The sequence below is a fragment of the Mycobacterium sp. 29Ha genome, assembly GCF_032883055.1.
Lineage (GTDB): Bacteria > Actinomycetota > Actinomycetes > Mycobacteriales > Mycobacteriaceae > Mycobacterium > Mycobacterium gallinarum.
The window spans coordinates 58,384-74,613 of sequence record NZ_JAMQTI010000012.1; the positions used below are offsets into that span (position 1 = coordinate 58,384).

General features: G+C 64.7%; 13 protein-coding genes. 6 read left to right on the top strand and 7 right to left on the bottom strand.

The window, feature by feature from the left end; genetic code table 11:
* Nucleotides 1-98 precede the first annotated feature (98 nt).
* From M1248_RS17000 to M1248_RS17015, 4 genes are read right to left on the bottom strand one after another with little or no spacing between them, the layout of a single operon-like run.
* Nucleotides 99-2,453, bottom strand: a complete 2,355-nt coding sequence (locus M1248_RS17000; RefSeq protein ID WP_317149135.1) for an arylsulfatase — start codon at nt 2,451-2,453, stop codon at nt 99-101.
* A 54-nt stretch (nt 2,454-2,507) separates the two neighbouring features.
* Nucleotides 2,508-3,107, bottom strand: a complete 600-nt coding sequence (locus tag M1248_RS17005) for a hypothetical protein (protein WP_317149136.1) — start codon at nt 3,105-3,107, stop codon at nt 2,508-2,510.
* Between the two features lie 27 nt (nt 3,108-3,134).
* Nucleotides 3,135-4,751 carry a long-chain fatty acid--CoA ligase gene (locus tag M1248_RS17010; RefSeq protein WP_317149137.1) on the bottom strand — a complete coding sequence of 539 codons (1,617 nt, stop codon included), beginning with the start codon at nt 4,749-4,751 and terminating at the stop codon, nt 3,135-3,137.
* A complete protein-coding gene (locus tag M1248_RS17015; RefSeq protein ID WP_317149138.1) occupies nt 4,748-6,262 on the bottom strand; it encodes a wax ester/triacylglycerol synthase family O-acyltransferase in 1,515 nt (504 codons plus the stop codon). Before M1248_RS17015 ends, M1248_RS17010 begins: the two co-directional genes overlap by 4 nt.
* A 116-nt stretch (nt 6,263-6,378) precedes the next feature.
* Here M1248_RS17015 and M1248_RS17020 point away from each other — a divergent pair, with 116 nt between their 5' ends.
* Nucleotides 6,379-7,725 carry a PucR family transcriptional regulator gene (locus M1248_RS17020; protein WP_317149139.1) on the top strand — a complete coding sequence of 449 codons (1,347 nt, stop codon included), beginning with the start codon at nt 6,379-6,381 and terminating at the stop codon, nt 7,723-7,725.
* A 14-nt stretch (nt 7,726-7,739) separates the two neighbouring features.
* On the opposite strand, the gene M1248_RS17025 is transcribed toward M1248_RS17020, so the two are convergent.
* Both M1248_RS17025 and M1248_RS17030 read right to left on the bottom strand, forming a co-directional pair.
* Nucleotides 7,740-8,534, bottom strand: coding sequence for an SDR family NAD(P)-dependent oxidoreductase (locus tag M1248_RS17025; RefSeq protein WP_163724647.1), 795 nt, complete (start codon nt 8,532-8,534; stop codon nt 7,740-7,742).
* 23 nt (nt 8,535-8,557) lie between these two features.
* A complete protein-coding gene (locus tag M1248_RS17030) occupies nt 8,558-9,406 on the bottom strand; it encodes an SDR family NAD(P)-dependent oxidoreductase (RefSeq protein WP_317149140.1) in 849 nt (282 codons plus the stop codon).
* Nucleotides 9,407-9,550: 144 nt separating this feature from the next.
* Between M1248_RS17030 and M1248_RS17035 the strand changes: the two genes are divergently transcribed.
* From M1248_RS17035 to M1248_RS17045, 3 genes are all read left to right on the top strand, one after another.
* Nucleotides 9,551-10,540 (top strand): TIGR03885 family FMN-dependent LLM class oxidoreductase, encoded by a 990-nt coding sequence (locus M1248_RS17035; RefSeq protein ID WP_163736736.1) that lies wholly within the window; start codon nt 9,551-9,553, stop codon nt 10,538-10,540.
* Complete coding sequence (locus M1248_RS17040; RefSeq protein WP_163724652.1) at nt 10,537-12,216, top strand: alpha-amylase family protein; 1,680 nt, start codon at nt 10,537-10,539, stop codon at nt 12,214-12,216. Before M1248_RS17035 ends, M1248_RS17040 begins: the two co-directional genes overlap by 4 nt.
* Before the next feature lie 111 nt (nt 12,217-12,327).
* Nucleotides 12,328-12,657 carry a hemophore-related protein gene (locus tag M1248_RS17045; RefSeq protein WP_163724655.1) on the top strand — a complete coding sequence of 110 codons (330 nt, stop codon included), beginning with the start codon at nt 12,328-12,330 and terminating at the stop codon, nt 12,655-12,657.
* Between the two features lie 114 nt (nt 12,658-12,771).
* Here M1248_RS17045 and M1248_RS17050 read toward each other — a convergent pair whose 3' ends face one another.
* Entirely contained in the window at nt 12,772-13,578 is an 807-nt protein-coding gene (locus tag M1248_RS17050) for a DUF1906 domain-containing protein (protein ID WP_163724659.1), read from the bottom strand.
* Nucleotides 13,579-13,636: 58 nt separating this feature from the next.
* On the opposite strand from M1248_RS17050, the gene M1248_RS17055 reads away from it, so the two are divergent.
* Together M1248_RS17055 and M1248_RS17060 are read left to right on the top strand one after the other, a co-directional pair.
* A complete protein-coding gene (locus M1248_RS17055) occupies nt 13,637-15,145 on the top strand; it encodes a serine hydrolase domain-containing protein (RefSeq protein ID WP_317149141.1) in 1,509 nt (502 codons plus the stop codon).
* Between the two features lie 59 nt (nt 15,146-15,204).
* Nucleotides 15,205-16,230 (top strand): alcohol dehydrogenase catalytic domain-containing protein, encoded by a 1,026-nt coding sequence (locus tag M1248_RS17060; RefSeq protein WP_317149142.1) that lies wholly within the window; start codon nt 15,205-15,207, stop codon nt 16,228-16,230.

Here is a 16,230-nt window from a genome sequence, read left to right on the forward strand (position 1 = left end):
CGCCTGTCCGCGAAATGTCGAGATGAGGGCTGTTGCTAGAGCGGACCTTTTCGCTGTTGGCCGTATCGGACAACTGTCCGGATTCAGCAGGGGGTCGGCTAGGTATAGGAGACGTGCACGCGCTTGATGTGGCCTTCGAACGGGAACGGCGCGCGCTCGCGGTAATCCAATGACACCGGAGAGCCCAGACACGTGCCGATGTCCAGGCAGTCGTTCGCGGTGAACAACAGCGGAGCGCTGACCGGCACCTGACCCGAGGCGACGGTGTCGTCCCCGACGCGGAGCGTGACGTCGAGCGGTCCTGCCGGACGCTGCTCGGCGTAGCGCGTGTCCACCGTGATGGTCGTGTGGCCCGCAGGCAGCTTCTCCTTGGACCGAATCTTGGTGCGCATCAAGATGAACAGGTTGTACTCGTAGCAGAGGTAGCCGTCGTCGAGATAGCACGTCAGTCCGCCCGCGGCCGCCCCGAGGGCGTAGAGCACGCCGTTGGCGTTCTCGGGCAGGTCCAGGTCGATCGTGACGGTGTTGTTCTTGTTCCCGAGCGCCGGCGCACAGAACTCGGGCATGCGGACGGTGTCTCCGGAGAACTCCCACTCGTGGTAGGGCGGTGCGATGCGTAACTCCGGGTGATAGACGGGCACCCACAGGCCGCCGCCGACGGGCAGCACCGAGTTCCGTGCGGCTTCGATGGCAAACATCTCCCGCATCTGAACCAGCTTGTCGGGATGCTGTTCGGCGAGGTCGTTGGCCTGCGACCAGTCTTCGTCGAGGTGGTAGAGCTCCCACTGGTCGTTGTCGGGTGTCCAGGTCGCGATGCCCTCGGGCGCGCCGGGCACCCAGGGCAGCCGCGGTCCGCGCGCGGAAGCCAACCAGCCGTCGTGGTAAATCGCCCGGCTGCCCATGATCTCGAAGTACTGGGTTTTCTTGCCGCCGTCGGCTGCTCGGTCGGTGAGTGTGCGTGCGAAACTCGCGCCGGCGAGCGGAATCTGCGGGGTGCCGTTGACGACGAGCGGCGGCTCGATCCCGATCACGTCGTAGATGGTCGGAACGACGTCGTTGCAGTGCAGGAAGGTGTCGCGGGGAGCGGCGTCGGACCGAATCTGCTTGGGCCACTTGATCGCCATCGGGTTGCGGGTACCGCCCAGGTGCGATGCGAGCAGCTTCATCCCCTTGTACGGTGTGCTGCCGGCCCACGCCCATGCCGCGTGATATTGGTTGTCGACCAGCGGCGAGCCAAGCACGTCCAGGCCGCCGAGCTCGTCGAGCGCATCGATGTGCTGCCGCACCGTCGTGGGAATTCCGTTCTGCGCCAAGAGCTCAGCGATCGTGCCATTCTGACCTTCGCCGGACGACCCGTTGTCACCCCAGATGTAGAAGAACAAGGTGTTGTCGCCGTACCCGAGTTCGTCGAGTTCGTCGGCGATGCGCCCTACCTGGACGTCGACGTGTTCGGCGTAGCCCGCGGCCACCTCCATCAGTCGCCGCTGGAACGGCTTCTCGTCGTCGGGGATACTGTCCCACGATGCCAACTTCTCATCGCGCTCGGTGAGCTCGCAGTCCTGTGGAATCCAGCCGGTATCCTTGGCCCGCGCGAAGACTCGCTCGCGGTAGGCGTCCCAACCGTCGTCGAATTTGCCCGCGTACTTATCCGACCATTCCTTCATGATGTGGTGCGGGCCGTGCAGACAGCCGCTGGCCCAGTACATGAAGAACGGCTTGTCGGCGTTGAACGCCTTGTGCCGCCGCAGCCAGCCGATGGCGTCGTCGGCCAGATCTTCGGACAGGTGATAACCCTCCTCGGGTGTCTTCGTCGGCGCGACGACTGTGGTGTTGCGCACGAGATGCGGCTCGTACTGAGAAGCTTCGCCGGCCAAGAAACCGTAGAAGTACTCGAATCCCAGTCCGGTGGGCCAGTTCTCGAAGGGTCCTGCCGCGGTGGTTTCCTCGGCAGGTGTGTTGTGCCATTTCCCGAACGCCGAGGTGGCATACCCGTATTGCTTGAGCACCTCGGCGACTGTCGCGCTGCTGCGCGGGATCTTGCCCGCGTACCCGTCCCAGTCGTTGGCCAGCTCGGCGATCTGACCGTTGCCGATCTCGTGGTGGTTGCGGCCGGTCAGCAGCGACGCGCGCGTTGGCGAGCACATCGCTGTGGTGTGAAATCTGTTGTAGGAGATACCGTCAGCGCACACCCGGTCCATGGTGTCGGTACGGACCTCGCCGCCGAAAGTCGTCGGCAGGCCGGGTCCTGCGTCGTCGATGAGCACGATGACGATGTTCGGCGCATTTTCCGGCAGCCGTCGTGGGACAACACGCTGCGCGTACGTGGACTCCTGAAGAGTGCGCCCCGCGATGCTCGCCGATGGGGTAGGCGCGAAGGGCAGCGTTTCTCCACCGGGGAGTTTTCGAGCCACAACGTCGCTGTCTTTGTCCTCGCGCATTGTTTCCCTTTCCATGGTTGCCCTACCCCGTAGTGACACTGTAGAGGCGGTGTCGGCCGATGGCGGTGACTAACGAATGAACGGATTGTCCGCCGGCAACGGCTTGATCAACGGGTCGAGCAACTTCGCGGACTGTTGGACCGTGAGGACGTCGATGGGATCGAGTTCGATGAACTCGCGCGCCGTCTCGTCGTACTCCCAGACGTCCTCGCCGACCAGGCGGCCACGATCGTCGTAGGGCCAGATCATGTGCTCGGCGGTCTTCACCAGATATGTGGCGTTCGGGTCGACAGGTGCTCCCTCGGCCGCCAGCACGACTCCCGGGGTCTGCTGGTAGATGAACGACGTCGACACGATCATCGTGTCGCTGATCGCCAACTTCTCGTCGTCGGCGTAGAAGATGCACTGGGCGGTGTCCGCCCACGCGCTGTACAGCGACTTCACTGCCTGGGCACCTTCGACCGTGAGGCACTTGCCGAGCATGTTGAAGTGGTACACGGGCTTCTCGACGGTCATGTCCGGCGCGAAGATCTCTTCGTATCGACCGGCCATCTCCAGGTAGCGATGGCGGTTGTAGGCGTGCAGCAGATACAGATGGCGCGGGTTGTCCGTCGTCTCGATCAGACGTTCCACGGCGCGGTTTGTCTGGGTGATGTCGAAGCGGGTCATTTCGGTTTCCTTTCAGAGGGTTGTAGGTCAGGCTGGTACGAAGAGGTTTCGCAATTCGGCCTTCTTGAACTTGCCCGTGGCCGTGCACGGAAGGGTTCCCATGAACTCGAAGCGGTCGGGCAACTGCCACTTGGCGAAATCCTGGGCCAGGTGCTCACGCAGCTCGCCGGCCGATGCTTCGGCGCCCTCTCGAAGTGAGACGACCGCGAGCGGCCTCTCGCCCCAGCGGTCGTCGGGGATGGCGATCACCGCCGCCTGTGCCACGGCTGGATGAGACATGAGCTGGTTTTCCAGGTCGACAGAAGAGATCCACTCGCCGCCGGACTTCACGAGATCCTTTGAGCGGTCACAAATTCGGATGCACCCGTGGGGGTCGATGCGGACCACGTCGCCGGTCTTGAACCAACCGTCCGGCGTGAAGCTGTCCGCACCTCGACCGCCGTGGTAGCTCGCCGCCACCCACGGGCCGCGCACCTCGAGTTCGCCCATCGCCGCGTCGTCCCAGGCGATGATCTGGCCGTTGTCGTCGCGAGCACGGACGTTGAAAAACGGGCTCGCGACGCCCTGCCTGATGCGGTAGCCGTACTGCTCGTCGCGGCCACCATCGTCCAGGCGTGCGGGCTGACGGCAGACTGCGCCCAACGGTGCGGTCTCGGTCATTCCCCACGCCTGAACGACGGTCAGGCCGTGCCTGTCGAACCCCTCGAACATCGACCGCGGCACAGCGGCGCCACCGACGATCAACCGATCCAGTTCGGACAGTTCCCATCGGTCGGGTTCGGCATCAAGTGCGGCCAGCATGCCCATCCACACGGTGGGAACGCCTGCCGTCATGGTCACGTGCTCATCCGCACACAGGTCGAGCACACTCTCGGGGTCCAGGCGCGGGCCGGGCAGTACCAGGCGCGCGCCGGCCAATGCGGCGGCATATGGCAGGCCCCAGGCATTGGCGTGGAACATGGGTACGACGGGAAGGACTGTGTCTCTTGCCGATACCGCCAGCTGGTCGGGCAGTGCCGCGACGAGTGAGTGCAACACGAGCGCCCGGTGGGAGTACACGACACCTTTGGGTCGCCCGGTGGTCCCGGAGGTGTAACACATCGCCGCGGCGAGATTCTCGTCGAGCACGGGCCAGTCGAGCGGTTGCGCCTCGGTCACCAGAGACTCGTAGTCCAGCATCCCGGGCGCAACCACTCCTGTGTGTGCGACGACGATGACGTGACTGAATTCGTCTCCGGTGGAGAAGCTTTGGAATACCTCCAGAAGTGACTCGTCGACAATGATCACACTGTCTTGCGCATCGCTGACGATGAACGCGAGCTCCTCAGGGAACAGTCGCGGGTTGAGGGTATGGACGACCGCACCCATCGCCGGAACCGCGAAGTACACCTCGAGGTGTTCGCTCTGATTCCACAGCAGGGTGGCGACTCGATCGCCGTTTCCGATGCCGAGACCCGCCAGCGCGCTCGCCAGGTGTCGGGCCCGACGGGCACACGCACCAAAAGTGGTGCGGGAGACCGCTCCCGACGGCCGCCGCGAGATGACTTCCTGATCGGCATGGAATCGCTCCGCCCGCTCGACGATGCTCGTCAGAGTGAGCTGATAGTCGTCCATGCTGGTTCCGCTTGGCATGTTTGTCGTCATGACGTGGTCCTCCTTCGGTTCACGGGCGCGCGGCCAATCGGGGTTTCGGAAGCGTGGGCCTCGGCCGCCCGGTGCAGGTCGTCCATGCCGGTACGCATCGCATCGAAGATCGACCACGGATCGTCGAGCACCTCGCGGTCGACGACGATCCCGAATTCGAGTGAGTCCTGGTAACTCATCACGGTGATGTTGATGCCGATTCCGTCCAGCACACCGGAAACCGGGAACTGGGCGCGTTGACGCGCTCCGCCGAGATACAGAGGGGTCCCCGGCCCGGGGACGTTCGAGATCATCACGTTGGCGGGCTGCCTCAGGCCGCGCACGCCCGCCAGCCGGGATGTGGCGCGGGCTGCCTGCGCGAAGAGCGCGGGCGGAATGAAGTGATTGGCGTCCTGCAACAGCGACGCCGGCAGCGCGCGTTGACGTTCCTTGGCTGAACGCATCGCGTCGTTGATTCGGCGCAGCCGCTCGACCGGATCGGGGATATCGGTCGGCAGCTCGGTGAGCATCACCGAAACCCGGTTACCGAACGTTCCCTTCTGTTCGGGCGTACGGACCGACATCGGGACAAAGCCGGCGAGCGGTTCGGCGGGAAGCTCGCCCCGCTCGTCCAACCATGTGCGAAGGCCGGCGGTGCAGATGGCCATCACCACGTCGTTGACGGTGCAACCGAACGTGTTCTTGATCGCCTTGACCGTGGTCAGTGACAACGAGCCGAATGCGACGCGTCGGTGTGGCGAGACGCGTGCCTGGAAACGGGTCTGAGGGGCTGAGATGTCGGTGCCGTGTGGGGCTTTGCCCGCACCGTGGCGGAGAGACCTGCGGATCAGGCGGCTGCTACGTGCGATCGCCTTGACGCCGGGCAGGTGCCTGATCGTCGGCACGTCGTCGAGATGGGGCAGCGCCGTTGGCCCGGCGCGCATTACCCGCAACGGCTGGCTCATCAGTCCGACCAGACCGCGGCCGAGCATTTCCATCTCTGACGGAAAGGGTTCAGCGGCAACCGTGCGGGCGGGTTGCAGGTCTTTGCCTGTGGTGTCGTCGAGGAGGATGCTCATGACCTCGGCACCGGATACTCCGTCGACGGCGGCGTGGTGCATCTTCGTCAGCACGGCGACGCCGCCGTCTTCGAGGCCGTGGATCACGTACACCTCCCATAGCGGGCGCGACCGGTCGAGCTGGCGACCGATGATTCGGGCCACCTGTTCTGCGAGTTGTCGCTGGTTACCCGGCGAAGGCAACGCGAGCTCGCGCACGTGGTACTCGACGTCGAAGGTGCCGTCATCCACCCAATACGGGTAGTCGAGTGAGAACGGCACCTGGGCGAGGCGCCACCGGAAGGTCGGCAGTAGGTGTAGACGTTCGCTGATCAGTTCACGGACACGCGCGGCATCGAGCGGTCGGCCCACGGCGGTCTGGGGGTCGTAGATCCCGAGCACGCTGACGTGCCCTTGAACGCGGTCGTTCTCCATGGCCAGGAACTGGGCATCGAGGCTGGTCAGTTGTCGCATGCCAGAAATGGTCGCGCGTCGCGTCTGCCCACCGCTTGTCTGTAACCGCCAACGTCGCTCCGCGCGGTTGTCCAATATCCGCACCACCGGTACGGCGCGGCGATAGCGTGCCCTGCATGGAGCCCGACTGGGCAGGCGCCGCCAGCGACGACCGCCGCCGCGTGTGGTCAGCGGTACTGCGTCCCGCAGCCGCCGAAATGATGCAGCGCGCCGCCGAGTTGGCAGCGGCGGTCAACACCTACACGAGCGAACGATTGCCCGAACTGCTCGCCAGCCCCCAGGCACTCGAAGTGAACCGCGCAAGCACAGAAGCGAGCATTCGCGATTTCGCCGAAGTATTGCTGGCCGGGGCTGACCCGGTCGCGGCGGCTCGGCTCGGTTCGCCGACCCTGGCCTATGCGCAGGATGGTGCGCAACGCGGCATATCGCTCACCACATTGTTGCGCAGTTACCGGCTCGGCCACGCGGCGACGTCTGAGCAGGTCAATGCGATCCTGGGCTCTCACGCGCGGAACGCCGGAGACCTCAAGCTGGCCACCGAGTTGTGTTCGGCGTGGATGTTCGCGTACGTGGACACCGCGCTGTGCCTCGTCGAGGAGGTGTACACCGCCGAGCGTGAACGATGGATACGCAGCGCCGCGGCCAGTCAGGCCGAGACCATCGGTGCCATCCTCGCCGGCCAACCAGTCGACGCCGATGTCGCGACTCGCCGCCTTCGCCACGAGGTCGGCCGCGTCCATGTCGCGGCGATCGCCTGGCTCGACTCCCACGAAGAAGGGCGTGACACCCAGGCGATGCTCGAAGCCGCGATCCGGGACCTCGCCGCTACGGTCGGCAATCAGAAACCGCTCATTCAGCCGTTGGGCATCCTGTCGGTTGCCGCGTGGATCAGCTCCCATAGCGACGTCCCCTCGAAAGTGCTCGACGAGTTGAGGTTTCGGACCGCGAGTGCGCCCGGCGTCCGGGTCGCGGTCGGCGAACCGGCGCGCGGCCTCGCCGGCTTTCGCACGAGCCATTGCGAGGCGCGCGAGGCGCAGCGTGTCGCGGTGCTGGCCGGTCGTCCCATGGGCAGTGTCACCCGTTACCACAACGTCTCTCTATCCGCCATCGCCACAGTGGATTTCGAGCAGGCTTCCGCGTTTGTGCGACGCGAACTGGGGCCGCTGTCCGCCGATGACGAGACCACCCGCCGTCTCGCCGCGACGTTGCGGGCCTACCTCGACGAGAACTGCAGTCGGGGGCGAACCGCAAAACGACTCCACGTTCACGAGAACACCGTCGCCTACCGCATCCGTCAGGCCGAGGAGATCCTGGGCAGACCACTGGAGAAGCGCACCCTCGAGTTGCGCACCGCGCTAGCGCTGGCGGATCTCGTCACCGTCGCGGTCGGCGCATCGGCGGCGGCAGTCGCCGACGGCGAAAACGGCACGGCGGCAGGGAACGGTCTGCTTGGTGCCGGCTGACACCCGTCGCTGATCTAGCGCTGGGCGCGGTCGAGTATCGCCTCGCGGACGCGTCCGGCTCCAGCCAAGCGGGCGAGTTCGCCTATCAGTACCGGCGCGACCGCGCCAAACCCCACCAACATGCGAAGACCGGCCGATGCGACCGTCGTTTCGGGCCGGTCCTGCTCGATCGCCCTCGCCACTGCCTTCGCCACGTCCTCGGGAGAACTCGTACCGAATGCACGGGGGAGAGCGACGCCGGTGTCTGCCAACATTCCGGCGTCTCGGATGGGTCCGGGAAAGATCGTCGAGACACCGATACCCGTGCCATGGAGTTCCTGTCGCAGTGCCAGCCCGAGGCCGCGCAGGCCCCATTTGGTGGCGGTGTACACAGTGCCGTTTCCCGGCGTCGCGACCAGTCCGGCTCCCGAAGAGATCAATACGATGTGACCATGGCCGCGAATTTGCATGGGAGCCAACGCTGCCCGTGCCAGCATCATAGGGGCCAGCAGGTTCACGCGGATCGCGTGCTCGATCTCCGCATCGGTCAGCATCCCGAGATCTTCGGGTATTCCGATGCCGGCATTCGCCACGAGTACGTCCACCGGAGCCGCCTCGACCATGAGATCGTGCACATCGTCGATCTTCGTGAGATCGGCGGTCAGACCGCGGGCGGACACACCGAGTTCGCCGACCAATCGTCGAAGTTCTGGTTCTCGGCGACCCGTTACCGTGAGTACACACCCGCGCGCTGCCAGATCGCGTGCGATTGCCTCACCTATCCCTCCGGTGGCGCCGGTGACCAATACGCGTCGACCCTCGAGTCGCATCTCAACTCCTCAACTTCGTCATGTCACTTCGACAGATCGGCCAAACGCGCGGCCAACCATCGAGCCAGCGGCGGGGTGGCGCGAGACAATGCGTACAACAGGTGCGCCTCGGCGGCGACCGGCGCGACCGCGCGGTTGCGCTCGACAGCGCGAAGGATGTTGTGTGCGACGCGATCCGCCGGATATCCGCGCTTCTGGTAAGCCGATGCCAGGCGCTTGCGACGTTCCGCTGTGTCACCGTCGCCGCGGATGGGACTGTTCTGCGTGATCGCTGTGTCGATGATGCCGGGGCAAACCGCTGTAACGCCGATTCCATACGGCTTCATCTCCATGCGCAGCGCCTCAGATAACCCCAGCACCGCGAATTTCGTTGCACTGTAGGCGCTTAGCTGCGGGTTGGCCAGCAGACCAGCGGCCGAGGACAGGTTCACGACGTGTCCCCCGCGACCGGACCGGATCATGATGGGCAGGAACGCATCGCAGCCGTGCACCACACCCATCAGGTTGATGTCGATCAGCCACTGCCAATCCTTGCGATTTGTGTCGAGGAATCCGCCGACAACCGCGACGCCGGCGTTGTTGATCAACAGATCGACTCGTCCGAACCGGTCAGACGTGGCCTGTGCGAAGCGGTTCATCGCGTCCCCATCGGACACGTCCACTTGGGACATCAGCACCTGAGCGCCCCGCGTTCGCGCAGCCTCGGCGGTGCCGGCCAGCCCGGCACCGTTGATGTCGCAGATCGCCAGGAGGGCGCCGCGCTGCGCGCACAACAGCGCCAGCTCGCGACCGATGCCGCTGCCCGCTCCGGTGATGACGGCGACCCGATCGGCGAGCTCGGTGCTGTTGGAATTGCGGCGAAAACTAGGCATGACGCAAAACTAGGGTGCGGACTGAGGGTCCCGCTCGTGCGCTTGCGCCAAGATCTCTCCGGCCGATTGTGGACCGGAGACAACGGCGTGGCCGGATGGGTTGACGTCGACGTAAGTCTGCCGCAAAACGGGTACTACGGGCACATGACGGTTATCGGATTCCACTGTTCGCACGAGCAGATCAATCCCGCTCAGCTCCTGCGGGATGTCCAGCGGGCTGAACAAGCCGGCTTCACCGCCGGAATGTCGTCCGACCACATCAGTCCGTGGAGCGTCCGGCAGGGCGAGTCGGGCTTCGCGTGGTCTTTCCTCGGCGCCGCCCTCGCGACGACCGACCTGCCCTTCGGCGTCGTCAATGCGCCCGGCCAGCGGTATCACCCGGCCGTCATCGCGCAGGCGATCGCCACGCTCGCGCAGATGTTCCCTGGACGCTTTTGGGCCGCCCTCGGATCCGGCGAGGCGTCCAACGAGCGCGTCACCGGCGACGTATGGCCGCGAAAGGACGTGCGCGATCAGCGCCTACTCGAGTGTGTGAGCGTGATCCGCCGACTACTGCAAGGCGAGGAGGTAACCCATGAAGGCCTCGTCCACGTCAATCGGGCACGTCTGTGGACGCTGCCGGCGTCGACTCCGGACCTCGTAGGCCCCGCGGTGACGCCCGAGACCGCTGCGCGCCACGCCGCGTGGGCGGACGGACTGATCACCGTCAATCAGCCGCAGGACATTCTGCGAAAGGTGATGGGCGCATATCGCGAGGCCGGCGGACGAGGACCCGCACGTCTTCAGGTTCATCTCAGTTGGGCCCCCACCCGTGACGAGGCGCTGGCAGTCGCCCACCACCAGTGGCGCAACAACGTCTTCGCCCCGCCTGTCTCCTGGGACATCGAGACGGTCGAGGCGTTCGACGTCATCGGTGAGGCCGTCAGCCCGGAACGGGTGGCGCAATCAGTGCGCATCTCCAGCGATCTGGGTCAGCACGCCCAGTGGCTCCACGAATACATCGAGCAGGGCTGGGACGAGTTGTACCTGCACTTCGTCGGTCAACATCAAGCGGACTTCATCGACGCATTCGGCGAGCATGTGCTGCCGCAACTGGCGCCGACGACTCCGCAGCCTTCAGCAGCGCTCGCATGAGGAAAATCGAAACCGGCGACGTCTGGTGGAAGAACGCCGTCATCTACTGCGCCGACATCGAGACATTCTTCGATTGGAACGGTGATGGTTGCGGTGACATCCGTGGCATGACCGAGCGCATCCAGTACCTCAACGATCTCGGAGTGACCTGCCTGTGGTTGATGCCGTTTTATCCGACAGCCCGCAAGGACGACGGATACGACATCATCGATTTCTTCGGAGTGGACCCACGTCTCGGTAATCTCGGCGACTTCGTCGAACTCGTTCGCACCGCTCGGTCCAACGGGATCCGGGTGATCGTCGACTTCGTGATGAACCACACGTCTGATGCTCACCCATGGTTCAAGTCCGCGCGTCGCAGCAAGGATGACCCGTACCGCGATTACTACGTCTGGAGTGCGACCAAGCCCAAGTCGGGCAAGGCGGATGTGGTCTTCCCCGATGAGGAAGACAGCCTCTGGGAGCTCGACCGCAAGACCAACGAGTGGTACCTGCATCACTTCTACAAGCATCAACCCGACTTGAACATTGCCAATCCAGCTGTGCAGGAGGAGATCTCGCGCACTCTTGGATTCTGGCTCGAGCTGGGGGTGTCGGGGTTCCGGGTCGATGCTGTTCCATTTCTCTTCGCCAGGGACGGCGCGCCCGGCGATCCCGGCGTGTTCGACCCCAACAAGTACCTTGGCGACGTCCGAAACTTCGTCACCCGCCGACTTGGCGACGCGGTCTTACTCGGTGAAGTGAACGTGCCGTTCAAGGACCAGAAGGCATTCTTCGGTGGGCCTGACGGTGATGGTCTCAACATGCAGTTCGATTTCATCGGTATGCAAGCGATGTACCTCTCGCTTGCCCGGGGCGATGCCCGTCCGCTCGCCAAGTCCTTGCGGCAGCGGCCGGCGCTCGACATCACCAGCCAGTGGGCGAATTTCGTACGCAACCACGATGAGCTCACGCTCGACAAGCTCACCGACACCGAGCGCCAGGAGGTCTTCGACGCGTTCGGTCCCGATCCCGATATGCAGCTTTATGCGCGGGGGTTGCGACGAAGGCTGCCCTCGATGCTCGGCGGAGACGATCGCCGGATGCGGATGGTCTACTCGTTGGCGTTTTCACTGCCGGGTACGCCAGTGCTGTTCTACGGCGAAGAGATAGGTATGGCTGAAAACCTCGATGTGCCAGGCCGGTTCGCGGTCCGCACGCCGATGCAGTGGACGGACGAAGACAACGGCGGGTTTTCCACTGCGCCGAAACGCCGGCTGCCCCGCCCGCTTCCGGACGGCCTCTACGGTCCCGACCGCGTCAACGTTGCGGACCAGCGCCACGACCATCGTTCGTTCTGGTGGTTCATCCGAGACCTCATCTACACATATCGTCAGCAGCCAGAGATCGGGTGGTCCGCGCCAGAGATCCTCAAGCAGCCCCACCGGGCGGTGCTCGCCCATGTGTGTCGTGAGAAGTCTGGGTGGGCGATGGTGGCATTGCACAACTTCGGATCGGAGAGCTGCATCGTTCCCGTCCAACTCGAGGATGCGTTGCCGGGGTGCGTCCTCGTCGATTTGCTCGACGGCCTCACCGAGCACCCGCTGGATGACAACGGCCGAATCGAGCTCGGCTTGGAACCCTATGGCTATCGATGGTTGCGACTACGGCGACCGGAGGATGACCCGATCATATGAGTTGGTGTGGCTTTCTTTCGTGACGACAGGGCGATCGCGAGCTACCATGGGTGCACTGTTGAAGTCAGGGCCAGTCGGGGGCCACTGCATAAGTTGGAAGGTCCCCGGATCATGCTCACACCATCATTGAAATCCCTGGTGATCACCGCTGTCGGTGGTACTGCCCTGTCGTTGACCGTTGGACTCGGGGTGGCTTCCGCCGACCCGATCATCGATACGACCTGCAGCTATCCGCAGGTCATGGCCGCGCTGAGCAGCGAGAATCCCGCGCTGGCGGAGAAGTTCAATGCGAACCCGCTTGCGGGCGTCATGCTGAGCAATTTCCTGTCTGCGCCCCCCGGTGAACGGGTACAGCTCGTTCAGGAATACCAGGCCACGCCGTGGGGGCAGAAGTACTTCGGCGCCATGGCGTCGATCGCCAACACCTGCAACAACTACTGACCCGAACTTGCTGAATACGGCAGGTGCGGGGACCTCGTCGGGTGGGGCCCCCGCACCTGCTGGCAGCAGCGTGGCGTTGAGGACTTGGAAAATTCTTGTATCGGCCGTGAAGTTCTATCTGGGCAGCGACCACTGCCCGAAATCCGGTGCGAGGACCAGGTCCACATCCACGCTGGTCCCGCCCAGGATGACGCCCGGATCGGTGGGTGTGACGATCACGTCCTGATACAGGACGGCGGCCGGCTCGCGCACGCCGTCAGACCATGCCCTCGTCTGCCACGCCCACGCGTGACCGGCCGTGGTCGAGGGTCCGATGACGCCGTCTTGGATCGCCCACGCACACGCATTCGCGTGACCGTACATGCCGGTGCGGGCTACGCCCAGGACGGAGTTGATTCCTCGATACCACTGCACCGCAACGCTGTTCCAGGTATCGAGGTCGATGTCCTCGTCGACGCTGAAGAAGATCGGCGCGGAATCGGGTCCGCCGGCGGCGTTGTGCAACCGCATCGCCGTCTGTCCGTCGGCCACGCCACCGTCGAAGCCGCGGGTGTAATCCGACGGCGCATTCGGCCAGTTGGGTTTTCCATACTGGTAGCAGCTGACGACCTCTAGGCCCGCCGCACGCAGGCCGTCGGCATACTCACGCGTGACGGGTTTGAAGTCGAAGTCTGCGCCCGGCCGTAACTCGGACACGTAGACGAGGGCACCGTCGAAGCCCGCCTCCTTGATCAGATCCGGCGCGACCTGCCGGTGCGTGAAATCGATCAACTTCGCGGGAGCGGCGGACGCCTCTGGCCCGCTCATTGTCGCCGCGGCGGACCCGGCAATCAGAAAAGCCGGTGCCGAGAGGGCGTATTTCAGGACGTCGCGACGTGTCGGCGCGACATCGCGACCGGGTGGCGCACTCGAGTCGACCATGCGCGATGGTAACAAGGTGCTGACTACATATGCTGAGGGTTGATCCGACGAGGTGGTCATGACAGCTTTGGGCAGGGCGTGCGCTGTCAGCGCTGTCCTGCTTGCGCTCGCAACGTTTTCGTGCGGCGAAGCGCGCCGGCCGGAGGCGCCTGAAAGCACGCAGGCTACGCAGATCAATCCGTCGCCCACGTCGTCGACATCACCAAAACCGTTCCCCAACAAGGAATTCAACACTGTCTCCACGCTCATCAACGACGCGATTGCGGCCCGCCAATTGCCGGGCGCGGTGGTCGTGGTGGGGCACGGCGGCGCGATCGTCTATGAGCAGGCGTTCGGATTGCGCAAGCTCGCCGGCGAACCAGGACCGGATGGGGCGCCCACACCCGAAGAGCCGATGACCGACGACACGATCTTCGACTTGGCGTCGTTGACCAAATCACTCGCGACGGCGACGGCCGTCATGCAGCTCTACGAACAAGGCAAGGTGCAGTTCGACGACGCCGTCGAGAAATATCTCCCCGACTTCAACCCCGGACGTGATCCCCTGCGTGCGGACGTGACGGTTCGCATGTTGCTCACGCACACCTCGGGTTTGGTGGGAGAACTGGACCTGCGCGACCCATGGGGGCTGGATGGCCCCGACAAGGCGGAGGGGATCCGTCGTGCACTCACCAAGCCGCTGGAGGCGTCTCCCGGCGCTAGCTTCCGCTACTCCGACGTGAACTTCATTCTGCTCGGCCTGATGGTGGAGAGGATCACCGGCCATCCGGAAGACGTCTATGTTCAGCAGAACGTCTTCGAGCCGCTCGGTATGGGAGACACCCGCTATCTCCCGCCAGCCAAAGCGTGTGGGCCGCAACAGATCAGGGGATCTGCGGTCGCGTTGACCGCGGGACCGCCAACCACATGCGGCGCGGGCGAATGGGACGCCGCACTGTTGTCGCGGGTAGCGCCGACCGCGCGGGACGAGGAAAGCCGGGCCGATCCGGGCGCCAACCCCGATCTCGACTTCCTGCTGCGAGGCACCGTGCACGACCCGACCGCGCGCCGTATGGGCGGGGTTGCCGGCAGCGCCGGCGTGTTCTCGACGGCCCACGACATGAGCATCTATGCGCAGGCGCTGCTGGATCGGCTGGCGGGCCGGCCGAGCACGTTTCCGCTCACACAATCGACTTTGCAACTGATGACGAGTCCCGAGCAGCCAGGGCACACGCCCGAACAAGTCGACGCTGCGAACGCCGCGACACAGGAAGCCATCGAGACGACGCCGAACACCGAACATCCACTGCTTGCGCCGCACTATCCGGCGATCCCGGGCCAGAATCTGCGCGGTTTCGGCTGGGATATCGACACCGGCCATTCCAAGCCACGGGGCATGGTGTTCCCGATCGGCAGCTTCGGTCACGTGGGGTTCACCGGAACCTCGCTGTGGATCGATCCGGCCTCAGACACCTACGTCGTTCTTCTGACGAACGTGATCCATCTACGCGGCAGCGCACCCATCACGAACCTGCAGGGCGAACTCGCTACGCTGGCCGCCCGGGCCCTGCATCTGTACGGAAGCTAGGACGCGGAGCGGCGCCTGCGGCGCCGGCGCTGGCCAAGGTGCAGAAAGGTTGAACACCGATGAAGAGCGTCGTGATCGATATGCCCGGGCAAGTACGCGTGGAGACACTGCCCGACCCGACCCTGCCCGGCCCTGACGGTGCGGTGATCCAGGTAGGTGCCGCAGCGATCTGCGGCTCGGATCTGCACTTCTACGAGGGCGATTACCCGCTCGCCGATCCAGTGGCGCTCGGGCACGAAGCGGTCGGCACGATCGTCGAGATCGGTCCTGACGTTCGGACGTTTGCCGTCGGAGACGAAGTTCTCGTCTCGTCTGTCGCCGGATGCGGATTTTGTGCGGGGTGTGACACACGTGATCCGGTGACATGTGTCGGTGGGCCGCGGATCTTCGGCACCGGTGTTCTCGGTGGGGCGCAATCGGAGCTGTTGGCGGTGCCCGCAGCGGACTTTCAGTTATTGCGCCTGCCCGACGACCTCGACACCGAGGAAGCGCTGCTTCTGACCGACAACCTCGCCACTGGGTGGGCGGCCGCGCAACGCGCCGACTTCCCGCCTGGCGGAACGATCGTCGTCCTCGGTCTGGGGGCCGTCGGCCTGTGCGCGGTGCAGAGCGCGCTGACCCTCGGCGCAGGCACCATCTTCGCCGTCGACCCGGTCGAAGGTCGACGACTCCGGGCGGAACGTCTCGGCGCCACTCCCATAGCGCCGCCCGCGCTGCAGGCAGTCCTGGACGCGACGGGCGGGCGAGGCGCTGCTTCGGTCATCGACGCGGTCGGCAGTGACGGGTCGATGTCGGACGCCCTCAATTTGGTCCGGGCGGGCGGCACCGTCTCGGTGGTCGGCGTGCACAACCTCGATCCGTTTCCGTTTCCCGCCACGATCAGCCTGATTCGCAGCATCACGCTGAGGATGACGACCGCACCCGTACAGCGCACCTGGCCTGAACTGGTTCCGCTGCTCCAGTCGGGTCGTCTGGACGTCAGCGGCATCTTCACCGACACCATGCCGCTGTCTGACGCGTCGGCGGCATATGCCGCGGTGGCGGCACGGACCGCGGATTGCGTCAAGGTCGCCTTGACGATGTGA

Excerpts from the sequence above, each read along its gene's own strand:
- M1248_RS17025 (WP_163724647.1), bottom strand. The coding sequence starts at position 8,534 with ATGCGACTCGAGGGTCGACGCGTATTGGTCACCGGCGCCACCGGAGGG.
- M1248_RS17010 (WP_317149137.1), bottom strand. The coding sequence starts at position 4,751 with ATGACGACAAACATGCCAAGCGGAACCAGCATGGACGACTATCAGCTC.
- M1248_RS17020 (WP_317149139.1), top strand. The coding sequence starts at position 6,379 with ATGGAGCCCGACTGGGCAGGCGCCGCCAGCGACGACCGCCGCCGCGTG.
- M1248_RS17035 (WP_163736736.1), top strand. The coding sequence starts at position 9,551 with ATGACGGTTATCGGATTCCACTGTTCGCACGAGCAGATCAATCCCGCT.
- M1248_RS17015 (WP_317149138.1), bottom strand. The coding sequence starts at position 6,262 with ATGCGACAACTGACCAGCCTCGATGCCCAGTTCCTGGCCATGGAGAAC.
- M1248_RS17040 (WP_163724652.1), top strand. The coding sequence starts at position 10,537 with ATGAGGAAAATCGAAACCGGCGACGTCTGGTGGAAGAACGCCGTCATC.
- M1248_RS17005 (WP_317149136.1), bottom strand. The coding sequence starts at position 3,107 with ATGACCCGCTTCGACATCACCCAGACAAACCGCGCCGTGGAACGTCTG.
- M1248_RS17045 (WP_163724655.1), top strand. The coding sequence starts at position 12,328 with ATGCTCACACCATCATTGAAATCCCTGGTGATCACCGCTGTCGGTGGT.
- M1248_RS17030 (WP_317149140.1), bottom strand. The coding sequence starts at position 9,406 with ATGCCTAGTTTTCGCCGCAATTCCAACAGCACCGAGCTCGCCGATCGG.
- M1248_RS17050 (WP_163724659.1), bottom strand. The coding sequence starts at position 13,578 with ATGGTCGACTCGAGTGCGCCACCCGGTCGCGATGTCGCGCCGACACGT.
- M1248_RS17000 (WP_317149135.1), bottom strand. The coding sequence starts at position 2,453 with ATGGAAAGGGAAACAATGCGCGAGGACAAAGACAGCGACGTTGTGGCT.
- M1248_RS17055 (WP_317149141.1), top strand. The coding sequence starts at position 13,637 with ATGACAGCTTTGGGCAGGGCGTGCGCTGTCAGCGCTGTCCTGCTTGCG.
- M1248_RS17060 (WP_317149142.1), top strand. The coding sequence starts at position 15,205 with ATGAAGAGCGTCGTGATCGATATGCCCGGGCAAGTACGCGTGGAGACA.